The following is an 18,816-nucleotide window of genomic DNA, read 5'->3' as shown; positions in this document are numbered from 1 at the left end:
GGTGGGCGGGTCGGCTCAGCGAGTCCGCATATCCAGCGCGGCCAGGTGGCTGAACAGCACGGATGCGCCGATGGGATTGCCGCCGCCGGGGTACACCGTGCCGCTCACGGCCGCCATGGTGTTGCCCGCCGCGTAGAGGCCGGGGATCGGGTCACCGGCGGCGGTGAGCACGCGGGCCGCGGTGTCGGTGCGCAGGCCGCCCTTGGTGCCGAGATCCGAGATGCCGAACGCGGCGGCGTGGAACGGGCCCCGCGTGATCGGCACGAGCGGCGATTCGCCCTGGGAGAAGGCACGGTCGTAGGCCTCGTCGCCACGACCGAAGTCCGCGTCCACGCCCTCGGCGGCCTGCTTGTTGAAGCGGGCCACCGTGGCGACCAGCGCCTCGCCCGGGACGCCGATCTTGGCCGCGAGTTCCTCGAGCGTGTCGGCGGTGTGCCACAGGCCCGCCTCGATGTACTTCTCGGCGTCGACCATCGGCACATTGCTGGCCTTGATCGGCGGCACCGCGCCCTCGGCATCGTCGTAGACCATCCAGAAGGTGGCGCCGCCGCCCTGCGCCGGTGCCACCGAGCCGTCGTTCAGGTGCTCGATGATGTCGCGGCCCAGCCGGTCGTAGGCCGCGGACTCATTGACGAAGCGCTCACCGGCCGCGTTCACGAAGATGCCGCCGGTGAACCACAGCGCGAAGGCCGCCCGCCCGTCCGGGTGCACCAGGCCGGGCGACCACCACGCCTGATCCATCAGGTCGGTGTCGGCACCGATCGCCATACCGGCCTCATGCGCCTTACCCTGATTTCCCCACGGCCCCATGGTGTCCCGGGCCACGCCGGGCACTCCGAACCGCCGCCGCAATTCGTCATTGCCCTCGAAACCGCCCGCCGCCAACAGGACTCCCCTGCGGCGCGAATGGCCACCCGCTCTCGCGTTCCACGATCGCGCCGACCACCGCGCCGTCCTCGACGCCTGCGCGTCGCAGTACCGGATTGCACGGGAACCACACCGTTCCTGTCCGGTGTTCAGGAGGTGAACTTCCACGATCACACCCCGAATACCGCGCGCGTCCCGAACGGTCTTGGACGCACTGGTCCCCCGCGTACTCGAACCCCTGTCCGGCGACGTGCATCGTGTGCACGGTCCGTGACAGGGAGGCGGGTTCCCTCACACTTCCGGGCATCCGAACCGGCCTGGACGATCCGATGCCCCTGCCCATCACTCCGGTGAACAGGGGGCGGTGCCTTCCGTCGCAGGATCGGGCACCCAAGAGTGTGTCAGCACAAGAGATTACGCCCCAACGGGGGCTCCCGAACCATTATCGACAAAGAACCTCCAACAGTTCGCAACCCCGCCGCCGCCCGAATAGGACGTGGTCCCGCCGAACAGTTCGGTCGCTTCCACCACCGCCACCGTCAGGCCCTCGCGCGCGGCCGTATATGCCCCGGCCAGGCCACCGCCCGACCCCGCGACGAGCACATCGACTTCTTCGTTCCAGTCCACCACTGCCACTCCTGAACTCGTCCCCGCGTGCGACGCTAGCGCGGAAACGACAGCGGTCAGGCCGCCCGTCCCGCTGGTCAGGAACGATTCATCAGGACGCCCAGGCCGCCGTGAACGATCTGGTTGCCGTCGACCTGGAGACTGGGGACATTGCCGGTGATCAGATCCGGTTTGCCGTCGCCGTTCAGGTCCGCGGCGGTAATGGCATTGGTGCCGAACAGGTAGGCGCTGCCCGGAAAGCCGGAGGGGCCCACCAGATTCGCATCGGCCGCGCCGGGCGCGGTGCGATTGCCGAAGACGGCGACGGAGTAGCCGGGAATCGGGAAATTGTTATTGGCGGCGATATCCGGAATGCCGTCACCGTCGAAATCGGCCACCGCGATGCCCTCGGTGACCACGCCCAGGGTGCCGTGCGCGCGGGTCAGCTCGCCCACCAGATCTCCGACGATGTCCTGGCCGAATTCGGCATTCGGGGAACCGGGTTCGGTGCGGTTCAGGCGGACCGTGAAACCGCCCGCGGTGCGGGCGGCGATCATGTCCAGGCGGCCGTCGCCGTCGATATCGGCCAGCTGCACATCGGTGCTCGTGACCACCCACTCCTCGCTGATGGCGAAGCTCGGGGTCATGGAACCGGGCGGGGTGGTGTTGACGAACACGGCCGTATTGCTGGACCCGGTGCTCGACACCAGAATGTCCTCGCGACCGTCATTGTTCACATCGCCCACGGCCATGCCCTCGGCGACCAAACCGCTCAGAAACTGGGTCGGCGGGCCGAAGGTGATCGGGCCGTCGGGGGCGGTGGTATTCATCAATACCGTCGCGCCCAGCCCGAACGGCAACCCGAAATCGCCGCTCACCAGGTCCGGTTTGCCGTCGCCATTGATATCGACGGCCTTGACCAGTGCCGGGAACGCGCCCGTGGGCAGGTTCACCGGATCGGCGAACTGGGCTTCGGCGGCCCCCTCCGGGGTGAGATTGCGCAGGATGGAAATGCCATTGGCCCCGGTGTCGCCGAAATTGGCGGTAATGATCTCCGGTGCGCCGTCACCATCCAGATCGGCGATATCGACTGCGAGCGTGCCGATTCCGGCCGCGAACAACCGCTGCGGCGCGAAACTCGGATCCGCCGCGCCGGTGGGCGTGGTGTTCAGGAGCACCGACACGCCCTTCAACCCCGCCGGGGTCACGCCGTTCACGGTGGCGGAACCGGCATTGGCGGTGATCAGGTCCGGCTTGCCGTCCCGATTGAGGTCCGCCGCGCGCACCAGCCACGGCACGGTGCCGCAGTCGAAATAGTGCGGATCGGAGAACCGCATGCCCGTCTCACCGGACGAACCGGTCGGCGGTGCCGCGATCGCCTGCGCACCCCCCGTCAGTGCGGTCGCGAAAACCGCAAGGGCGCAGGCCAGAACGTGACGCTTCATGCGGCGACGGTATGGCACCGGTCACCCGGCGGTCACTGTCGTGTCCGGCCGGGTGATTGACCTCTTACGCCGGTCGTCTATTCGGCGGCATCCCAGGGGATCAGGACGATCTTGCCGCGCACCCGGCCGGATTCGCTGAGCTTGTGCGCCTCGGCCGCGTCGGCCATCGACATGACGCGCTCCACCTCGACCCGCAATTGCCCGCGATCGACCAGCGCCGACACTTCGCGCAGATCGGTGCCGGACGGGGTCACGTAGAGCCGGTGGAAACGCGGATCGTCGAGGGGCTCCTCGCCCTGCGCGTCGATCAGGCGGCCGTGCGGGTGCAGGATCGCCAGTGAGCGGGTGAGGTAATCGCCGCCGACGAGATCGAACACCACGTCGACCTCGCCGACCGTCGAGGTGAAATCGGTTGTCGTGTAATCGATCAGCTCATCCGCGCCGAGGCCGCGCAGGAAGTCGTGATTGGCGGCGCGCGCCGTGCCGGTCACGTGCGCGCCCAGGGCCTTGGCGATCTGCACCGCCAGATGGCCGACGCCGCCCGCCGCGGCATGCACCAGCACCCGCTGCCCGGGCTTCACCTCGCGCAGCGCCTGCCAGGCGGTGAGGACGGCGGTCGGCAAGGCGGCCGCCTGGGCGTGATCCAGCGAGGCGGGCTTGGGAGCCACGAAATCCGCTGGGAGCACGACGTATTCGGCGTACGCACCCGAGCGGCCGAGCACCATGCCGTACACCTCATCGCCGGGCCGGTACCCCGTCACGTCCGCGCCGACCTCGGCGACCGTGCCGGACACGTCGAATCCCAGCGTGAACGGCGGCGGACCGAACTTGGCGATCAGGCCCGCGCGGATCTTCCAATCCGCGGCATTCACCGAGGCGGCGGCGACCCGCACCAGCACCTCACCCGGCCCGGGCTCCGGCCTGGCGACCTCGACCGTCTCGAGCACTTCGGGGCCACCGAAGATCCGCTGACCGACTGCCTTCATGCTGATTTCGTTCACGGCATCGATTCTTGGACACGTAGTATCCGTTGGGAAGAAGGCACTTTACTGATCCCGAGGTTCCCGATGGATACCACCTGTGGCCTGGACGAATCCCCCAGTCTGGTCGACACCTACCTGAAACAGTGTCCGGCGCGGGACGTGCTGGCGGTGCTCGCCGACAAATGGGTACTGCTCGTGCTCGGCACCCTGCGTGCGAATGACGGCCCCGTCCGGTTCAACGATCTGCGCCGCCGATTGGACGGGATCACCCAGAAGATGCTCACCCGCACCCTGCGCGATCTGGAGCGCAATGGGCTGGTCAGCCGGGCCGTGTACCCGACCGTGCCGCCGCGAGTGGAGTACACGCTCACCGATCTCGGCCGCGACCTCGGTCACCTCACCCATGCCATGGGGCAGTGGGCGGTGCGGAACGCGGGCGAAATCACCCTCGCCCGAGCACAATTCGATGAACGCGCGGCCATGGAGCCGGAACCGGTCAGTCCCTGACGGCGAACAGGGTGGCCTGCTGGAAACGCTCATCAGGGCGGGGCTCGCGCACCAGGCGGGCGGTCACCTGAAAGCCGGTGCGTCCCAGCACGTCCGCCAAAGTGTCCGGGGCCCAGCGGTATCCGGTCGTCACCTTGTGGTCGAACTCCTGGACTCCATCGCGTTCATCGCTGGCCTGGAAGCCGAGCAGCACGTGTCCGCCGGGCCGCAAGACCCGCGCGAATTCTGCCAATATGGTGGGCAATTGCTCCGGCGACGTGTGAATGATGGAGTACCAGGCCACGATTCCGGCCAGCGCGCCGTCGGCGGACTTCAGCTGGTCCATGGATCCGACCTCGAACTGCACGTCGGGATGCTGCTCGCGGGCCAGCCGGATCATCTCCGGCGATAAGTCGACCCCGAATACGTTCAACCCCAGCGACTTCAGATGTCCCGTTACTCGGCCCGGGCCGCAGCCGAGATCCGCCACCACGCCCTCGCCGCGGGTCGACTCGGCGAATACGTCCAGCACGGCCCGATCGAACGGATTCGCTTCCAATTGCCGCTTGAAAAGGTCGTTGTACAGCTCGGCCACCGCGTCGTACGCGTCCCGGACCCGTCCCACACCCGCTACGTCGGTCATGGCTTCGAACATAGCCGGGGATTCCGCGCGCAGTGTTCAGCCGCCCACCGCGCCCGTCGACGGCGTCCGGAATCCGCGATCCACATCGTCGACCGTCACGCGCAGCACGGTTTCCTGGCTCATGCGGGTTCGCAAGGGCCACAGGGCGAATTCCACATAGCGGCGGCAATCCCGCACCAGGTCGGGCCGCCGCAGGCGATGCCGCCACACCGCTCGCTCGGTGCCGGGCCGCAGCCAGCCCTTGCCGAGCATCAGATCCTTGACTCGCGGATGCAGTCCCAGCCCGGCCTCCGGGTCCAGCTCCACCCGCAATAGCTCCGCTTCCCGTTCGATGCGGGCGGCACCGAGTTCTCCGGCATCCACGACGACCTGTTCACCGTCGGATAGCTCGGCGGTGATGGCGGCGAGATCGTCGTAGAACTGCACCCATTCGCGTTCGGTGGCGCGCCGCGCGGTGTGCTGTTGTTCGAGCACCTGTCTGCGGGCGCGTTCGGCCGGATTCACCAGGTACAGCTCCACGGTGTCCGTGCCCGCCACCAGGCCGAGCGCGAGTTTCGGCGTCACCCAGACCGGACCATACGCGTGCCACAGCACGCCGTGCACGGGCGTGCCGAACTCGGCGCGGAATCCGTCGACGGCGCGAGTGAAGGCCGCCGACAACTGTTCTCGGATCTCTGCCGGGACGCCCTCGTCGAAGAGCTGCGATTCGATGCCGTCGCTGATGGTCACGCAGACCGATTCCAGGCGGTCGCCGTCATAGCTGAATTGGGCGCGTGCCGGGTCCACGCGCAGGGCGGTCTTCGCCCATGCCAGACGATCCGCCGGGCCGGGCCGCTTCTCCCAACGCCATCCGGCCTGCTCCGCGAAGCGTTCCGCATCCGCGCGCAGCCAGCTCCAGCCGAATTCCGCGGCCGCCCGGGCGATCTCGATCCCACCCGGCACATCCACCCGCAGCGGGCCGATATCGAACCCGAAAGGCGCATGGCCGCGCAGAAACTCGGCCCGCTGACTCCTGGAGCTGAGGTTCGGTGCAATCCCCAGTGGCGCGATATCCAGATCCTCGCCGCTCTCCACCCAGGCATCCACCAGCAGATCGGTCGTCGCCCGCACGCCGAGCGTCCGCAACCCGTCCAGCAGGCGCGCGGTGAAGCCGCTCACCGCCGTGCTGCCCGCCTTACGCGACAGCGACTGCTGCCAATTCGACTCGCCCGGCGCGGACCAGCCCCGCTCCGTCAACAGCTGCTCGACCTCCGCCCCGTAACGCCAAGTGGGGTCGACGAATTCGCTCCGGCTCAACTCCGCGTGCAATTCGCCGTCCTCCACGGCGACCTGCACGAACCGCCCGCCGGAGGCCGTGATCACCACTCGCGCCTCGGTGGGCAGGGTTTCGACGAACTCCGCCAAGTCCTCGGTGAGCCGCCCCCACCCGCCCATCGCCGCCCGCCGCCGCGCCGCCTCGTGGCGGCGCTCCATCCAATACCGCTGCTCCCCCGGATTCACCAGGAGCAGGTCCACGGTGCCGTCCCCAACCGTCAGTCCCGCAACAAGATTCGGGAATACCCAGCCGGGCCCCTCCGCGGGACCCGCACCGAATTCGGGCTCACCCCAGATTTCCGTGAACGCCGCCTCCACCCGCGCCAGCGCGTCCGCGAGCAATTCCGCACTCCCGAATCCGCCACGCTCCGGGCAATCCGACACGGTCACGCGGATATACCGCAGCCACACCCCATTCCCCCAGAACATGGCCGAATCCCACCAAACCCCCAGCCCCGTCCGGGAAAACAGCGCCCCCCGCCGCATGGTGCCCGCCGGTTCCGGCGCGCTCCACCCGGCCCGACGTGCGAATTCACGGACCTCACCCGGCCCCCAACTCCACCCGAACCGCGCCGCCACCTCGACAATCTTCACCGCACCAGCGACATCCACGCGCACCGCGAAACCCACTCAGCGACAGTAGCCCCGACCCCAGCCCGCCACACCAACAAAGAAACCTTCCTCGAGGTCTGTACGGTTCGCGAGATATCAAGCAGAATCCCTGTGGCAAGCAGTTTTCCGCCGCATTCTGCGGCGATTCGGGAGGGAACCCAATGAGCACCAAGAGCTTTGTCGCGCGCGCGGCCCTGGCCGCAGCGGCCGCAACCACCACCATTCTGATCACCGCAGGCCCGGCGTCCGCAGAGCAGACCCCGCAGCTCGACACCGTCACCTGCTCGGCGGGCGACGGCCTGCTCGCCACCAACTGCGCCGCCTCCGGCAGCGCCGCTGGCTCCGGCCACATGCTCGGCTCCATGCTCGGCCGTCTGCTGTTCCACAACGACGACAACTGATTCCCGCGCCTGTGCTTCCAGCCAGGCCCGAGTCTCGAACCCACGCGGTGGGACGCCGAACCCGGTGTCCCGCCGCGTTCGCGTTCGCGGGTGATTGTGCACATGCACAAAAGCCACCGACGGCCGTCGGCGGTATGCCGATAGCGCTCGGCCTTCCTTTGCGGTGAGCTGATCATGACGGCCGGATCCTGATCGGCCCTACCGAGCAATGCTGCTGGAGGACCAAGTGAATGGATCGCGCGTGCGGCGAGTCGCCGTGCTGACGATGTCGGCGCTGGTGGCGGTGAGTGCGGGCGTGGCATCGGCCGAGCCCGGATATCCCACCTTCCCGCCCGACCAGAATCAGCTCCCGCAACTTCCGTCGGAGCCGCAGCTCTACGATCTGCTGCCGATTCCCGTCCCGGACAAGGACTCCTGGTACGACGATCCGGCGGACCTGGCGTCCTATCAACCCGGCCAGGTGGTGCGCTCCCGCGAGGTGCAAACACGCGTCCTCGGCATCCCGTTCCCCGTCTACACCAAACAACTGCTGTACCGATCCAACGACGTCCACGACAACCCGATCGTCACCGCCACCACCGTGATCGTCCCCGGCATCCCCTGGACCGGTAGTCCCCGCCCCGTGGTGTCCTTCCAAGAGGCGATCGACTCCACCGACTCCGCGTGCAACCCATCGCACACCCTGCAAACGGGCACCATGAAGGAATCCGCCCTCGCGATCTACTGGCTGGCACAGGGTTTCGCCCTCAACGTCCCCGACTTCGACGGCAAAATAAACACCTTCAACACCTACGCCGAAGGCAAAATGGTCCTGGACAGCCTCCGCGCCATGAAAAACGACCCGGCCCTAGGCCTCACCGACTCCGGCATCGCCCTCTACGGCTACTCCGGCGGCGGCTCCGGCTCCATCCGCGCCGCAGAACTACGCGAAACCTACGCCCCCGACGTCCCCCTCCTCGGCACCAGCATCGGCGGCACCCCCGGAGACCTGGTAGGCATCGCCCAATACGCCACCCAACCCCAACCCGGCCTGGCAGGCACCAGCAGCTTCACCATGTGGCTCGGCTGGGCCAGCCTCGCCCGCGAATACCCAGAAGTCTTCCGCCCCGAAGAGCTCCTCACCGAAGAAGGCCAACAGCTCCTGAAGGACTTCGAACACCGCTGCTACGCAACCATCGCCCTCTCCGGCGTCTACCGCCCGATCAGCGCCTACTTCCAGCCCGGCAAGTCCCTCGAAACCTCCCCCGAGGTCCTGAAAGTCCTCCGCGACAACAGCCTAGGCCACCACATCCCCGACACCCCGGTCCTCTGGTGGCACGGAATGTGGGACGAACTAATCCCCCCATCGATCGTCCTCCCCACCGTGAACTCCTACTGGGACCGAGGCGCGGACCTGCGCTTCTACACAGTCCCCCTCCCCGAACACCTCATCAACGCAGTAACCGGCTGGCTCCCCGCCGTCGCCTGGACCAGCGCCGTGCTGCGCGGCCTGTCACCGGGCCCCAAGTTCAAAGCCGACTACCGGCCGCTGCCCGCAGGCTTCCCCGGCAGCTGACCCCGAGGACAGAGCCCTCCCAGCAGCCTTACCCGACAGTTCAGTTCACGTCGCGCCGGTAGGAATAGTGGATGAGTCCCTCGGTGTATGTGCCCACCTTGTCGTACAGAGCGCGAGCCGGGGCGTCTTCCAGCGTGTTCCAGTAGAGGCCCGGACAGCCGTTCTCCTTCGCGTCCTGCGCCACCCACTCGAGGACTGCCGTCGCGATACCGCGCCGCCGCACTTCCGGGTCGACGAACAAGTCCGCCAGGTAGCACTTCCCGTGGTACCAGACACTGGCATGGAACAGATAGTGCGCGATGCCGACCATCTTGCCGTCGAGTCGCGCGGCAATCCCGCGTATCTGCTCGTCGTCGAGCAAGCGCCGCCATGTCCGTTCGTAGTCGTCGTCACGGCGTTCGACCTCGAAGAAGGTGTCTTTACCGCGCGCCAGCACCTCCCAGCATGCGCGGTCGGACTCGGTCAGGAAGCTGATCTCCACCCTCATGGCCGCCCACATAGCCCGCCGCCTCCAATCCAACGCCTTCCGCCCCTGACCTAGCCGCTGTCCTCGACTTCCCATCGGAGCGGGTTATGCACCGAGATCCCCTGCGCCACAAAGTTGTAGGTACTCGGGACCAGACCGCCGTAGACCTCATGGTCGCCAAGACTGGTTATTTCGACAATGCGGTCCCAGAAGACATCGCTAGTCGCGAGCATCTCGAGGTCCCGGTCCTCGAGAATTGCCGCGGCCCGAGCGAGACGTGAGCGGCTCGGCGAGTACTTCCACATGTTGGAGCCGCAAAAGCGACCACCCATCGCGGCTTGAAAGGCCCGGTGTGAAATGTTCTTGTCAGCGAGCAAGTTCCGAACTCTGGTCCACACCTCTTTGGGGATGGTATCCACGTTGGTGTTGGCTATAACTGGCCGGAGCTGGATCATCACGTTTGCGGCGGCCACGCCGCGGGCACCATGGACGCCGATGTCTTCGAGGAAGGTCATCTGGTTGTCGACGCCGTCAATGGTGAGGTGCCAACAATCACGGTAACCGGTCTTGGGCACCCGTTTGATTCGTCCCAGGACGCCCAAGCGGAGCAGAAGTTGCGATACATCGTCTATGAGCTGCCGACTGGTCGACGCGTAGTAGATCTTCGCCAGGCCGCCTTTGGCGTGCCAGCGCACCGAACCGTCAGTGGCCCACAGGTGACGAAGGAACAGTGCGATCTGATCGTTGGGCAGTGCGAAAATCCGCTTCGGAACGAACTTTTCGTAGCTGCGCAAGCCGAACAGACCCAACGTGTCGAGCCACGCGGCGATGGGGTTCCGCTTGCCATGCGTGAGATGATAGGGCGCGGGAAGCCGAAGTGTCGTTACTCGCGCCGCTGCGTACTCATCACGAATCGCTGTTACACCGAAATGGGTTGCAGCTGCGGTCACGGCGGCGAGGTTTTCTTCGTCGATGCTGGCGTAGCGGATCGGCTGCCGCTTGACGCACGAGCCGTCTCCGATCATGTGCGCCAACAGGATCACCTCGGCGTCGGGCATGCGGCCGGTCTGCACTGGCTCCGGGATACGGCGTGGGATAGCGACACGGTCATCGACTTCGAGCTGCCTCAGCGGAGCCCAGCCATCCACGGTCAGAAACGGGTGGGTCCCGGTTGCTTCGACGTCACGCCCGGAAGCCAGTCGAAGTCGAAATACCTCGACGCGACCGCTTTTGAACACGTGGACGATTGGCTGGGCGACTATCCGCATGCGCTCGTCCAGCGACCAGACGAGGGGCTGCTCGCCGCTTTCCATTAGTGTGCCGACCGATATTTCACTTCCGTTGTCGGCACGAAAGATCCGCGCCGATGCAGGGAAGCAACCCGCCTTACAAAGGTCGAAGACCCTGAGTCGGTTATCCGTTCGCTGTTCCGGACGACTTGGATGCATCCAACAACGGTAGCTCGTGCTCGATTAGCCGCGGGCCATATCGACAAATCGGCTCAAATGCAGCTGGTGTGCAACGGTAATCGTGGCTGTCGGACCATTTCGGTGTTTACCGACAATAAGGTCCGCTTCGCCTCCGCGTGGGTCATCTCGTTCGAATGCATCGGGCCGGTGAAGAAGGATCACCATGTCCGCATCCTGTTCTAGAGATCCGGATTCGCGCAGGTCAGACACCATAGGGCGCTTATCGGTTCGCTGTTCTGGACCACGGTTCAACTGACTGATCGCAATAACCGGAACCTCGAGTTCTTTCGCCATCAGCTTCAAGCTTCGAGAGAATTCCGAGACTTCCTGCTGACGCGATTCGACCTTCTTACCGGACGTCATCAGCTGCAAGTAGTCTACAACAATAAGGCGTAGATCGTGGCGCTGTTTGAGCCGTCGCGCCTTGGCTCGAATCTCCATCATGGTGAGATTCGGCGAATCATCCACGAACAGTGGGGCTTCACTGATTTCGCTCATGCGGCGGGCCAGTTTGGTCCAGTCGTCATCGGTCATGCGGCCCGAACGCATATCGCCCAGTTTGATTTTCGCCTCGGCGGATAGGAGACGCATGACGATTTCTGTGCGGCTCATTTCCAGGGAGAAAATAACGCTCGCCATGCCATGCTTGATCGAGCAGCTGCGCATGAAATCCATACCAAGCGTGCTCTTCCCGACACCCGGGCGCGCCGCGACGATTACCATTTGGCCGGGGTGCAAGCCGTTGGTGAGTTCGTCGAGTTCGGTGAAACCTGTTGGGACGCCAAGGGAGATGCCGCCTCGGCTGGCGATGGAGTCGATTTCGTCCATCGTGGGCTGGAGGAGCTCTTCGAGGGGCATGAAGTCTTCGCTGGCGCGGCGTTCGGTTACGTCGTAGAGCTCCGCCTGAGCTCGGTCTACGACCTCGGCCACATCCTGGCCGTCTGCGCCTGCGTAGCCGTATTGGACGATTCGGGTGCCAGCCTCTACGAGGCGGCGCAGGATCGCCTTTTCCGCAACGATTTCCGCGTAGTAGCCGGCATTGGCTGCGGTGGGGACCGTTTGGGTGATGGTGACGAGGTAGGGGGGTCCGCCGATGCGCTTGAGTTCGCCCTTGCGGTCCAGGGTGGCGGATACCGTCACGGGGTCGGCGGGTTCGCCTCGGCCGTAGAGGTCGAGGATGGCGTCGTAGATGGCCTCGTGGGCGGGGCGGTAGAAGTCGCCGGGGCGGATTACCTCGATGACGTCGGCGATGGCGTCCTTGGACAGGAGCATGCCACCCAGGACGGATTGTTCGGCGGCCATATCGTGCGGGGGCTGGCGGCCGAAGTCCTCGCCGGGCGCTTCACGGTAGTTGGAGGGTCCGTGATCGTCGTGGCCGCGATCGTCGATGACTGCCATCAGTCGACCGTCCTCTCTCCTCCGGCCCGGATGAGACATCCTTGACCCGTTCTACGCCTGCACACCGACATGTTTCGGCTGCCACGCGGCGTGGCACACGAACGCGATACGGTGCGCTGGGTGCGCGCCGGCAAACCGTTGGTGCCGGGCGCTGGGTGGTCGGAATCGTGCCGCCCCCGGGCTGTGGTCACGACAATGAATCCGAACCTAGGCGACCGGACAGGTACCCGCCAAACCGAGCTGTGCACACACCTGTGGACAACGTGGGTATTGTTCACCCGCTGTTGTGCACCCCCTGTGTATTACTTGGGGACAACAGCGGGCCGAGTCGTTCAACGCGCAGGTAGTGGTCTATTTCTCAGTGTTCGCAACTGTGGATCAAACTGGTGCGGCGTGTCGCTTTACAGCGGCTTCCGGGCGTGTTGGGTGAACGCCATTCGCCCAGCAAGTGACCTGTCACACAACGAAAGTGGTTGGTTTGCTTCGTAATCCACAGTGTGAGCAAACGCGCCGAATCACGCAGACCGGCGACTCGCGCCCTTCGCTCCGAACACCGAAAAAGCCAATATCTGGCAAACGAACTGGGCAAACACAGTGCTTGCCCAAACACAGTGCTAGCCCAAACACAGTGCTAGCCCAAACGAAATCGGAGGCCACCAAGTTGAACAAGGTGGCCTCCGACTCCAGAGACCGTGCCCCGGTACGAGACCGGGAAGACGGCAGCCGAATTACTCGGCGGCAGTGACCTGCAGGTCGAACTTGGCAGCCACATCCGGGTGCAGGTGCACCAGGACAGTGTGCTTACCGGTGCTCTTGATGTGAGCCTTCGGCAGCTCGATGCTGCGCTTGTCCACAACCGGGCCACCGGCGGCCTTGATGGCGGCGGCGACGTCGGCGGCGGTGACCGAACCGAAGAGCTTGCCGGTGCCAGCGGTCTTGACAGACAGCGTGACGCCTTCCAGGCCGGAGATGGCCTGCTTCAGCTCATTGGCGTGATCCAGGTCGCGCACGCGACGGGCATCCTGCGCCCGGCGAATGCCCTCGACCTGCTTCTCCGCACCACGGGTGGCAACGATGGCCAGACCGCGGGGAAGCAGGAAGTTACGGCCGTAACCGTCCTTGACCTCAACGGTGTCGCCGGGCGCACCGAGGTTGTCGACATCAGCGGTGAGAATCAACTTCATTGCTGTGCCTTCCCTTCTCAGCGAGCGGTGGACACGTAAGGCAGCAGAGCGACCTCACGCGAGTTCTTGACGGCAACGGCAATATCGCGCTGGTGCTGCACGCAGTTGCCGGTCACCCGGCGGGCGCGGATCTTGCCACGATCGGACACGTACTTGCGCAGCAGCGCGGTGTCCTTGTAATCGATCTTGGCGCCAGGCTTGTTGTTGTCCTTGGCGTGCGCCTTGTTCTCCTTGCAGAAGGCGCAAGCCTTCTTCTTCAGCACCTTTTCGCGTGCCGGTGCTTTGGCCATGGTCATACTCCGTAATTTTGGGGAGCCCCGGGCTCCCTGCGAAAGTCTGTCCGCCTAGAAGGGCGGTTCATCGTCCATTTGGCCGCCCCCGAAGGAGCCGGCCGCGGGTGCGCTGCCCCACGGGTCGTCGCCGGCACTCTGGCCGCCACGACCCCCGCCGCTGCCTCCACCGGAATTGCCGCCGCCACCCTGAGGTGCGCCGCCGCCCTGCTGGCCGCCGCCCGAGAAGCCTCCGCCGCCACCGCCACGGGTGGTTTTGTTGATCTTCGCGGTCGCGTACTTCAGCGAAGGACCCACTTCTTCGACCTCGAGTTCGACGACTGTGCGCTTCTCACCCTCGCGGGTTTCATAGGAGCGCTGCTTCAGTCGGCCGCTCACGATCACTCGTGAACCCCGGGTCAGGCTCTCGGCGACATTCTCCGCAGCTTCACGCCAGATGTTGCAGCGCAAGAAAAGCGCTTCGCCGTCTTTCCATTCATTGGTATTACGGTCGAAAATACGGGGAGTGGAAGCGACCGTGAAGTTCGCTACCGCTGCGCCCGCGGGCGTGAATCGAAGCTCGGGATCAGCCGTCAGATTTCCGATGACGGTAATGACCGTGTCGCCTGCTGCCATGGTTCCTCCTGCTTTCCGGTGCAGTCCGCAATATGCACTCGCGCTTGCCAGTCAGCCTAGAGACATGGACCGACGATTTACGAGCGCACTTGCGGGAGGACTGGACTACTTCTTGTCGAGGCGCAGCACCTTGGTGCGCAGCACCGACTCGTTGAGCCCCAGCTGGCGATCCAGCTCGCTGACGGTGGCGGACTCGGCGGTCAGAGTAACGACCGCGTAGATGCCTTCGCCCTGCTTGGCGATCTCGTAGGCCAGACGGCGCTTGCCCCAAATGTCGACGTTGTCGACCTTGCCGCCTTCGGAACCAATAACACCGAGCATGGTGTTCAGGTTCGGACCGACGGTGCGCTCGTCCAGGCTCGGATCGAGAATAACCATCACTTCATAATGACGCACGGACCTCATCACCTCCTGTGGACTGTGTACGGCCACGGACGATCCGTGGCAGGAGGGTTCGTTGCGTCAGCAACCCCGCAAGGCTACACGAGGGTGTTTTGAGCTGCGAAATCGGTCTACTCGCGGGGTTAAGGCGGCAAACACGCCGAGACGCCGCTTAGGGTGGGGGCCATGTCGAACCGACTCGTAACCGGCGGGCCGGTCACAGACCGTCGCGCGGGTGCGAGGCTGTCCGTGGCCGCGATCACCTCCACACTGCTGTGCGCGGTGACGCTGGTGCTGGCCTATCTCAATAAGGCGCGCTGCGCGGGCGGGCCGTTCGAGGAGTCCGGCCGCAGCATCATCTTCGACCTGACGAAGGACTCGAACGTCTGTTATTCGGACATTCAGTTCCTGTGGGTGGGCCGCGACATCAATGAGCACGTCTTCCCGTACCTATCCGGCGGCATCACCCCGGACGGCCAGCTGATCGGCGGCGCGGTCGAATATCCCGTGCTCAGCGGCCTGCTCATGTGGCTGGGCGGCATCGGCGCGGACAATGACGCCGCCTTCCTGCTGCACTCGGCGCTGTTGCTGGCCCCGTTCGCGCTGCTGACCGCGTACATGCTGGGCCGCCTGGCCGGACCCGCCGCACTGCTGTGGGCGGCCGGACCGCCGCTGGTGCTCTACGCCTTCCACAATTGGGAGCTGCCGGTCGTTTTCACGTCCGTGGCCGCGGTGTACGTGGTGACCGTCATGACCCGATACTCCTTGCGGGCCAGGGGTATTGCCGCGGCGATCCTGCTCGGCATCGGCTTCTGCCTGAAGCTGTATCCCGGAATCTTCCTGCTGCCCTTGCTTCTTCATGTGCTGCTCGGCGAGCACGCCGAATACGATCCGCGCGCCCGCCGCTACGACGTGCGCGGCGCGCTCATGGTCGCGGCCGCCGGAGTCGCCACCGTGGTGGCCATCAATCTCCCGTTCGCGCTGGCCGGTTATCAGGGCTGGCGGGCGTCGATCACCTTCCAGCAGCTGCGCCAGGCCGATATCACCACGAATTCCATTTGGTATTGGGGACTTCGGCCGCAGTTCGGCAATACCGCCGCCGCCGAGACCAGCTTCCAGAACGTGGTGTCGCTGGCGTCGCCGCTGCTGGTACTGGCCTCGTTCGCGCTGGCCGCCTGGATCGGCTGGAAGCGGTATTCGATCACCGGCATGTATCCGTGGATCGGTGTCAGCGGGGCGATGCTGTGCGGATTCCTGTTGTTCCACAAGGTGCATTCGCCGCAGTACACGCTGTGGCTGATCCCGTTCCTGGTGCTCCTGGAAGTGCCGTGGTCGCTGATCGGCGTCTACCTGCTGGCGGATGCGGCCATCGGTATAGGGGTCTTCCGGTACTTCTACCAACTCGGCGAGGGAAATGTCGCCGACATCGAGGAGCGCATTGTGCAGTTCGGCGTGTGGGGTCGCGCCGCGCTGCTGGTGATCTTCTTCTTCCTGTTCGTGTGGGCGGCCCCGCGCCGGCTAGACCTGCTCGGTGTTCCGGGCGCGGAAGGCCGCGCTCTTGGCCCGGTTTCCACAACGGGTCATATCGCACCAGCGACGCGAACCGCCGCGTGAGGTGTCGACGTAGAGGCGGGTGCAGTCTTCCCGCCCGCATTCCTTGATCCGATCCCGATCCGCGCCGCCGAACAGTTCGACCGCTGATCGGGCAATGGCGGTCAGTACTTGCTCCGCTGTTCCGATGCGCCGCACCCGGCCGTCGGCGAGCAGCGTGATGTCCGTCAGCGGCCCCCGGGCCAGCTGATTGACCAGCCGCCGATCCTGATCCCGAATGGCCTCGCCGTGGATGACGGCCAGTGCCATGCGATAGGTGGCCTCGCGGAGCTCGGTGGCCTGGGCCAGGGTGTCGGCATCGCCGTGCGGCGCGGTGTCCAGCAGCTCGGCCGCGACCGCCCAATCACCCACGTCCGCGGGTGTTTTCAGCAGATCCCACTGTCGGCCCCGGCGTTCCCGCACCGTGCCGATGAAGTCCAGCGCGAGGTTGCCGCTGACGAAGAAGTGGCGGTCGTCGAATTCGGACACCCCGTCATCGTAACCCCCTTGACAGGTTATTCAAGAGGTGTCACGGTAATAACCGTTCAAGGTGGTTATCGGGGAAGGGTTGGTCCGATGGAAAACCGGCTCATGGAAGTAGCGGGACCTCCGGCCCTGATCTTCATGTGGAGCAGCGCGTTCATCGCGGGCATCATCGGCGTCGGAGCCGCCCCACCCATGCTGGTCCTGTTCGGCCGCTTCGCGATCGCGGGCGTCCTGCTCATCCTCTTCGCCGTCGTGACCCATGCGGTCTGGCCGCGCGGCCGCGTCCTCGCGCACACCATCGTGGCGGGCCTGCTCATGCAGATGGTGCAGTTCGGGGCGTTCTACACCGCCATGGGCGAACACGTCACCGCCGCCATCATCTCCCTGGTGCAGGGCCTCAGCCCGATCGTGATCGCGGTCTTCGCGGGCATGCTCGGCGAGACCGTCACCAAATTGCAGTGGCTCGGCTTCGGAATCGGCGGTCTCGGAGTCGGATTGGCCGTCGTCGACCAATCCCACTTCTCGCTCACCGGTCTGCTGCTGTGCCTGCTCGGCCTGGCCGGGCTGAGCCTGGGCACCGTCTACCAGAAGCGCTTCACCCCGAAGATCGATACGCGTGCCGGTACCGCCGTGCACATGGCCGTGAGCGCGCCGTTCGCGGGCGCAATGGTGCTGGTGGGCGGCGACTTCCACGTCTCGGACCCGGCCCGTTTCACCGGCTCCCTGATCTGGATGGTGCTGATCAATTCCATGGGTGCGTTCCTGCTGCTCAACACCATGTTGCAGCGCTGGGACACCGCCCGGGTCAGCCGCTTCTTCTTCATCATCCCGGCGGTGACCGCGGTCATGGCCTGGCTGGTTGTCGATCAACCGTTGCACCCGTTGACCATTGCCGGACTGGGTGTGGGCCTGATCGGTACGGTGCTGGCCTCGCTCCGGTCGAGCGCCGGGAAGCAGAGCGCGACCCCCGCACCGGAACCGCTGCCGGAAATCGCCGCGACACCCCTGGCGAGTTCACCCCGCTAAGAGGGCGTCAAAGCGCGTGCACGGCAGACTGTGCGCATGCTGCACCTGCGGATAATGGCTCCCGCCGCGATGACCGACGAAATACTCGACGACCTCGACAGTGACTGCGCGGTGAGTGGACTCACCGTCTTCCGCGGGGCGGCCGTGCGGCCGCCCGGTGACCTGATCATGGCCCAGGTGGCCCGCGAGGGCGCGAACGACATCGTGGAGCGTCTGCGCGAGCGCAAGGTGCACCAGCAGGGCAGCATCGAACTCGCGAATGTGGACACCTGGTTGTCGCGCAAGGGTTTCGAGGCCGAGGTCCGCACCCCGGGCAGCAGTTCCGACGCGGTGGTGTGGGCGCAGGTGGCGCAGCGCGCCTACGAGGACACCGAGCTGAACTGGACCTACCTCAGCTTCCTGACGCTGGCCACCGTCATCGCGAGCATCGCCATCATCACCGATTCCGAGATCCTGACCGTCGGTGCGATGGTGCTGGGCCCCGAATTCGGCGCGGTCGCGGCGCTGGGCGTGGCGCTGGTGCGCAAGCGATACATGCTGTTGCAGTTGGCGATACGCACCCTGGTGGCGGGATTCGTGGCCGCCATCGGGGTGACCATTCTGCTCGCGCTGGTCGGTCGCGGGCTCGGGTGGATCACCCTGGACGATGTGATCGGCCCGCGTCCGAACACGGCGTTCATCTACACCCCGGACAAGTGGTCGTTCATTGTGGCGGTAATCGCGGGCGCGGCGGGGGTGCTGTCCATCACCTCGGCGAAATCACTCGGCATGGCCGGTGTTTTCATCTCGGTCACCACGGTCCCGGCGGCGGGCAATATCGCACTGGGCGTGGTGTTCCTGAACGGATCGACCATTTGGGGAAGTGTCGCGCAGCTGTTCGTGAATGTCGCCGGTATGGCATTGGCGGGGTGGCTCACGCTCGTCTTGCAGGAGCGACTGTGGTCGCGGGTGTCGGTGCGCCGGGCGCGGCACCTGGTGGTGCCGCGCCGGATGCTGTGA

The 18,816-nt window shown here is 65.6% G+C and carries 17 protein-coding genes and 3 pseudogenes; 6 read left to right on the top strand and 14 right to left on the bottom strand.

Translation table 11 applies throughout. The features are described from left to right. Positions 1-15 precede the first annotated feature (15 nt). The 4 genes and pseudogenes from AB0N05_RS19270 to AB0N05_RS19255 all read right to left on the bottom strand — a co-directional run. A pseudogene (locus tag AB0N05_RS19270) lies at positions 16-961 on the bottom strand (FAD-binding protein); the annotation flags it as partial. Positions 962-1,338: 377 nt separating this feature from the next. Next, positions 1,339-1,497, bottom strand: a pseudogene (locus AB0N05_RS19265) (FAD-binding protein); the annotation flags it as partial. Between the two features lie 74 nt (positions 1,498-1,571). Then, complete coding sequence (locus tag AB0N05_RS19260; RefSeq protein WP_364695540.1) at positions 1,572-2,918, bottom strand: VCBS repeat-containing protein; 1,347 nt, start codon at positions 2,916-2,918, stop codon at positions 1,572-1,574. Between the two features lie 77 nt (positions 2,919-2,995). After that, positions 2,996-3,919, bottom strand: coding sequence for an NADP-dependent oxidoreductase (locus AB0N05_RS19255; RefSeq protein ID WP_364695537.1), 924 nt, complete (start codon positions 3,917-3,919; stop codon positions 2,996-2,998). Positions 3,920-3,985: 66 nt separating this feature from the next. On the opposite strand from AB0N05_RS19255, the gene AB0N05_RS19250 reads away from it, so the two are divergent. Continuing rightward, complete coding sequence (locus AB0N05_RS19250) at positions 3,986-4,408, top strand: helix-turn-helix domain-containing protein (protein ID WP_364695534.1); 423 nt, start codon at positions 3,986-3,988, stop codon at positions 4,406-4,408. On the opposite strand, the gene AB0N05_RS19245 is transcribed toward AB0N05_RS19250, so the two are convergent. Continuing rightward, entirely contained in the window at positions 4,398-5,030 is a 633-nt protein-coding gene (locus AB0N05_RS19245; RefSeq protein ID WP_364695531.1) for a class I SAM-dependent methyltransferase, read from the bottom strand. The two genes, AB0N05_RS19250 and AB0N05_RS19245, sit on opposite strands and share 11 nt — an antisense overlap. A 36-nt stretch (positions 5,031-5,066) precedes the next feature. Continuing rightward, complete coding sequence (locus AB0N05_RS19240; RefSeq protein ID WP_364695528.1) at positions 5,067-6,974, bottom strand: DUF6301 family protein; 1,908 nt, start codon at positions 6,972-6,974, stop codon at positions 5,067-5,069. A 143-nt stretch (positions 6,975-7,117) separates the two neighbouring features. Between AB0N05_RS19240 and AB0N05_RS19235 the strand changes: the two genes are divergently transcribed. Then, complete coding sequence (locus AB0N05_RS19235; protein WP_364695525.1) at positions 7,118-7,357, top strand: hypothetical protein; 240 nt, start codon at positions 7,118-7,120, stop codon at positions 7,355-7,357. 265 nt (positions 7,358-7,622) lie between these two features. Beyond that, positions 7,623-8,912: a lipase family protein gene (locus tag AB0N05_RS19230; protein WP_364696508.1), complete on the top strand. Its 1,290-nt coding sequence runs from the start codon at positions 7,623-7,625 to the stop codon at positions 8,910-8,912. A gap of 40 nt (positions 8,913-8,952) precedes the next feature. On the opposite strand, the gene AB0N05_RS19225 is transcribed toward AB0N05_RS19230, so the two are convergent. The 7 genes and pseudogenes from AB0N05_RS19225 to rpsF all read right to left on the bottom strand — a co-directional run bounded on the left by AB0N05_RS19225 (position 8,953) and on the right by rpsF (position 14,730). Continuing rightward, positions 8,953-9,399, bottom strand: a complete 447-nt coding sequence (locus AB0N05_RS19225; protein WP_364695522.1) for a GNAT family N-acetyltransferase — start codon at positions 9,397-9,399, stop codon at positions 8,953-8,955. Between the two features lie 77 nt (positions 9,400-9,476). Further along, positions 9,477-10,811, bottom strand: a pseudogene (locus tag AB0N05_RS19220) (LAGLIDADG family homing endonuclease); the annotation flags it as partial. A gap of 39 nt (positions 10,812-10,850) precedes the next feature. Continuing rightward, on the bottom strand, positions 10,851-12,245 hold the full coding sequence (gene dnaB, locus AB0N05_RS19215) for a replicative DNA helicase (RefSeq protein WP_364695519.1): 1,395 nt from the start codon (positions 12,243-12,245) through the stop codon (positions 10,851-10,853). 728 nt (positions 12,246-12,973) lie between these two features. Beyond that, positions 12,974-13,429 (bottom strand): 50S ribosomal protein L9, encoded by a 456-nt coding sequence (gene rplI / locus AB0N05_RS19210; RefSeq protein WP_364695516.1) that lies wholly within the window; start codon positions 13,427-13,429, stop codon positions 12,974-12,976. A gap of 17 nt (positions 13,430-13,446) precedes the next feature. Then, a complete protein-coding gene (rpsR, locus tag AB0N05_RS19205) occupies positions 13,447-13,719 on the bottom strand; it encodes a 30S ribosomal protein S18 (protein ID WP_364695513.1) in 273 nt (90 codons plus the stop codon). A 54-nt stretch (positions 13,720-13,773) separates the two neighbouring features. Continuing rightward, the gene (locus AB0N05_RS19200) at positions 13,774-14,334 is read right to left on the bottom strand and encodes a single-stranded DNA-binding protein (RefSeq protein WP_364695510.1); all 561 of its coding nucleotides are present in this window, start codon (positions 14,332-14,334) and stop codon (positions 13,774-13,776) included. Between the two features lie 105 nt (positions 14,335-14,439). Continuing rightward, positions 14,440-14,730: a 30S ribosomal protein S6 gene (gene rpsF, locus AB0N05_RS19195; RefSeq protein ID WP_364696505.1), complete on the bottom strand. Its 291-nt coding sequence runs from the start codon at positions 14,728-14,730 to the stop codon at positions 14,440-14,442. A gap of 171 nt (positions 14,731-14,901) precedes the next feature. Here rpsF and AB0N05_RS19190 point away from each other — a divergent pair, with 171 nt between their 5' ends. Next, positions 14,902-16,329: a hypothetical protein gene (locus AB0N05_RS19190; protein WP_364695507.1), complete on the top strand. Its 1,428-nt coding sequence runs from the start codon at positions 14,902-14,904 to the stop codon at positions 16,327-16,329. On the opposite strand, the gene AB0N05_RS19185 is transcribed toward AB0N05_RS19190, so the two are convergent. Continuing rightward, a complete protein-coding gene (locus AB0N05_RS19185) occupies positions 16,234-16,794 on the bottom strand; it encodes an ABATE domain-containing protein (protein WP_364695504.1) in 561 nt (186 codons plus the stop codon). The two genes, AB0N05_RS19190 and AB0N05_RS19185, sit on opposite strands and share 96 nt — an antisense overlap. Before the next feature lie 87 nt (positions 16,795-16,881). Between AB0N05_RS19185 and AB0N05_RS19180 the strand changes: the two genes are divergently transcribed. After that, positions 16,882-17,817, top strand: coding sequence for a DMT family transporter (locus tag AB0N05_RS19180; RefSeq protein WP_364695500.1), 936 nt, complete (start codon positions 16,882-16,884; stop codon positions 17,815-17,817). 36 nt (positions 17,818-17,853) lie between these two features. Further along, entirely contained in the window at positions 17,854-18,816 is a 963-nt protein-coding gene (locus tag AB0N05_RS19175; RefSeq protein ID WP_364695497.1) for a DUF389 domain-containing protein, read from the top strand.

The sequence above is a fragment of the Nocardia sp. NPDC051030 genome (genome assembly GCF_040683015.1).
Taxonomy (GTDB): Bacteria; Actinomycetota; Actinomycetes; order Mycobacteriales; family Mycobacteriaceae; genus Nocardia.
The sequence above is the reverse complement of the archived record's forward strand: the minus strand, read 5'-3'. Positions and strand labels throughout refer to the sequence as shown.

Excerpts from the sequence above, each read along its gene's own strand:
- AB0N05_RS19180 (WP_364695500.1), top strand. The coding sequence starts at position 16,882 with ATGGAAAACCGGCTCATGGAAGTAGCGGGACCTCCGGCCCTGATCTTC.
- AB0N05_RS19200 (WP_364695510.1), bottom strand. The coding sequence starts at position 14,334 with ATGGCAGCAGGCGACACGGTCATTACCGTCATCGGAAATCTGACGGCT.
- AB0N05_RS19235 (WP_364695525.1), top strand. The coding sequence starts at position 7,118 with ATGAGCACCAAGAGCTTTGTCGCGCGCGCGGCCCTGGCCGCAGCGGCC.
- AB0N05_RS19230 (WP_364696508.1), top strand. The coding sequence starts at position 7,623 with ATGTCGGCGCTGGTGGCGGTGAGTGCGGGCGTGGCATCGGCCGAGCCC.
- AB0N05_RS19190 (WP_364695507.1), top strand. The coding sequence starts at position 14,902 with ATGTCGAACCGACTCGTAACCGGCGGGCCGGTCACAGACCGTCGCGCG.
- dnaB (WP_364695519.1), bottom strand. The coding sequence starts at position 12,245 with ATGGCAGTCATCGACGATCGCGGCCACGACGATCACGGACCCTCCAAC.
- AB0N05_RS19260 (WP_364695540.1), bottom strand. The coding sequence starts at position 2,918 with ATGAAGCGTCACGTTCTGGCCTGCGCCCTTGCGGTTTTCGCGACCGCA.
- AB0N05_RS19245 (WP_364695531.1), bottom strand. The coding sequence starts at position 5,030 with ATGACCGACGTAGCGGGTGTGGGACGGGTCCGGGACGCGTACGACGCG.
- AB0N05_RS19225 (WP_364695522.1), bottom strand. The coding sequence starts at position 9,399 with ATGAGGGTGGAGATCAGCTTCCTGACCGAGTCCGACCGCGCATGCTGG.
- AB0N05_RS19250 (WP_364695534.1), top strand. The coding sequence starts at position 3,986 with ATGGATACCACCTGTGGCCTGGACGAATCCCCCAGTCTGGTCGACACC.
- AB0N05_RS19175 (WP_364695497.1), top strand. The coding sequence starts at position 17,854 with ATGCTGCACCTGCGGATAATGGCTCCCGCCGCGATGACCGACGAAATA.
- rplI (WP_364695516.1), bottom strand. The coding sequence starts at position 13,429 with ATGAAGTTGATTCTCACCGCTGATGTCGACAACCTCGGTGCGCCCGGC.
- rpsR (WP_364695513.1), bottom strand. The coding sequence starts at position 13,719 with ATGGCCAAAGCACCGGCACGCGAAAAGGTGCTGAAGAAGAAGGCTTGC.